At 52.3% G+C, this 2,500-nt stretch carries 2 rRNA genes (1 of these 2 only partly in view); both read right to left on the bottom strand.

Annotated elements, in window-relative coordinates:
• Positions 1-687 (bottom strand): 23S ribosomal RNA (locus NYE28_RS00995); it reaches 2,243 nt to the left of the window's first position.
• A gap of 175 nt (positions 688-862) precedes the next feature.
• Positions 863-2,412 (bottom strand): 16S ribosomal RNA (locus NYE28_RS00990).
• Together the 16S and 23S rRNA genes form the textbook arrangement of a ribosomal RNA operon.
• Positions 2,413-2,500 lie beyond the last annotated feature (88 nt).

The raw sequence follows: 2,500 nt of genomic DNA, 5'->3' as shown, positions 1-2,500 counted from the left end.
AGACTCGCTTTCGCTGCGGCTCCGCATCTTCTGCTTAACCTTGCACGGGATCGTAACTCGCCGGTTCATTCTACAAAAGGCACGCCATCACCCGTTAACGGGCTCTGACTACTTGTAGGCACACGGTTTCAGGATCTCTTTCACTCCCCTTCCGGGGTGCTTTTCACCTTTCCCTCACGGTACTGGTTCACTATCGGTCACTAGGGAGTATTTAGCCTTGGGAGATGGTCCTCCCGGATTCCGACGGAATTTCACGTGTTCCGCCGTACTCAGGATCCACTCAGGAGAGAACGAAGTTTTGACTACAGGGCTGTTACCTCCTATGGCGGGCCTTTCCAGACCTCTTCATCTACCTCGTTCCTTTGTAACTCCGTACAGAGTGTCCTACAACCCCAAGAGGCAAGCCTCTTGGTTTGGGCTGGTCCCGTTTCGCTCGCCGCTACTCAGGGAATCGCATTTGCTTTCTCTTCCTCCGGGTACTTAGATGTTTCAGTTCCCCGGGTCTGCCTTCTCATATCCTATGTATTCAGATATGGATACCACTCCATTACGAGTGGTGGGTTTCCCCATTCGGAAATCTCCGGATCAAAGCTTGCTTACAGCTCCCCGAAGCATATCGGTGTTCGTCCCGTCCTTCATCGGCTCCTAGTGCCAAGGCATCCACCGTGCGCCCTTTCTAACTTAACCGTTAAAAAGAATCACTACGTGATATCTTGCATTACTAATTGAATGTGAATTACTTCTGTTATCTAGTTTTCAAAGAACAACATCTCGAAGAATCGAATGATCCTTCAAAACTAAACAAGACAGGGAACGTTCTGTTTATAAGACCCAAGGTCTTATATTCCGTTAAAATCCTTAGAAAGGAGGTGATCCAGCCGCACCTTCCGATACGGCTACCTTGTTACGACTTCACCCCAATCATCTGTCCCACCTTCGGCGGCTGGCTCCTAAAAGGTTACCTCACCGACTTCGGGTGTTACAAACTCTCGTGGTGTGACGGGCGGTGTGTACAAGGCCCGGGAACGTATTCACCGCGGCATGCTGATCCGCGATTACTAGCGATTCCAGCTTCACGCAGTCGAGTTGCAGACTGCGATCCGAACTGAGAACAGATTTGTGGGATTGGCTTAACCTCGCGGTTTCGCTGCCCTTTGTTCTGTCCATTGTAGCACGTGTGTAGCCCAGGTCATAAGGGGCATGATGATTTGACGTCATCCCCACCTTCCTCCGGTTTGTCACCGGCAGTCACCTTAGAGTGCCCAACTGAATGCTGGCAACTAAGATCAAGGGTTGCGCTCGTTGCGGGACTTAACCCAACATCTCACGACACGAGCTGACGACAACCATGCACCACCTGTCACTCTGCCCCCGAAGGGGACGTCCTATCTCTAGGATTGTCAGAGGATGTCAAGACCTGGTAAGGTTCTTCGCGTTGCTTCGAATTAAACCACATGCTCCACCGCTTGTGCGGGCCCCCGTCAATTCCTTTGAGTTTCAGTCTTGCGACCGTACTCCCCAGGCGGAGTGCTTAATGCGTTAGCTGCAGCACTAAGGGGCGGAAACCCCCTAACACTTAGCACTCATCGTTTACGGCGTGGACTACCAGGGTATCTAATCCTGTTCGCTCCCCACGCTTTCGCTCCTCAGCGTCAGTTACAGACCAGAGAGTCGCCTTCGCCACTGGTGTTCCTCCACATCTCTACGCATTTCACCGCTACACGTGGAATTCCACTCTCCTCTTCTGCACTCAAGTTCCCCAGTTTCCAATGACCCTCCCCGGTTGAGCCGGGGGCTTTCACATCAGACTTAAGAAACCGCCTGCGAGCCCTTTACGCCCAATAATTCCGGACAACGCTTGCCACCTACGTATTACCGCGGCTGCTGGCACGTAGTTAGCCGTGGCTTTCTGGTTAGGTACCGTCAAGGTGCCGCCCTATTTGAACGGCACTTGTTCTTCCCTAACAACAGAGCTTTACGATCCGAAAACCTTCATCACTCACGCGGCGTTGCTCCGTCAGACTTTCGTCCATTGCGGAAGATTCCCTACTGCTGCCTCCCGTAGGAGTCTGGGCCGTGTCTCAGTCCCAGTGTGGCCGATCACCCTCTCAGGTCGGCTACGCATCGTCGCCTTGGTGAGCCGTTACCTCACCAACTAGCTAATGCGCCGCGGGTCCATCTGTAAGTGGTAGCCGAAGCCACCTTTTATGTCTGAACCATGCGGTTCAGACAACCATCCGGTATTAGCCCCGGTTTCCCGGAGTTATCCCAGTCTTACAGGCAGGTTACCCACGTGTTACTCACCCGTCCGCCGCTAACATCAGGGAGCAAGCTCCCATCTGTCCGCTCGACTTGCATGTATTAGGCACGCCGCCAGCGTTCGTCCTGAGCCAGGATCAAACTCTCCGATAAAGTAGTTTGACTGACTACGCACATCGCTGTGCGATTTATTTAAAACTTTGAATTAACAGGTACGTTTTGTCTTGTTTAGTTTTCAAAG

This window comes from Bacillus sp. FSL R5-0443 (genome assembly GCF_038608285.1).
Lineage (GTDB): Bacteria > Bacillota > Bacilli > Bacillales > Bacillaceae > Bacillus > Bacillus velezensis.
This window is presented reverse-complemented; position numbering and strand designations above follow the sequence as displayed.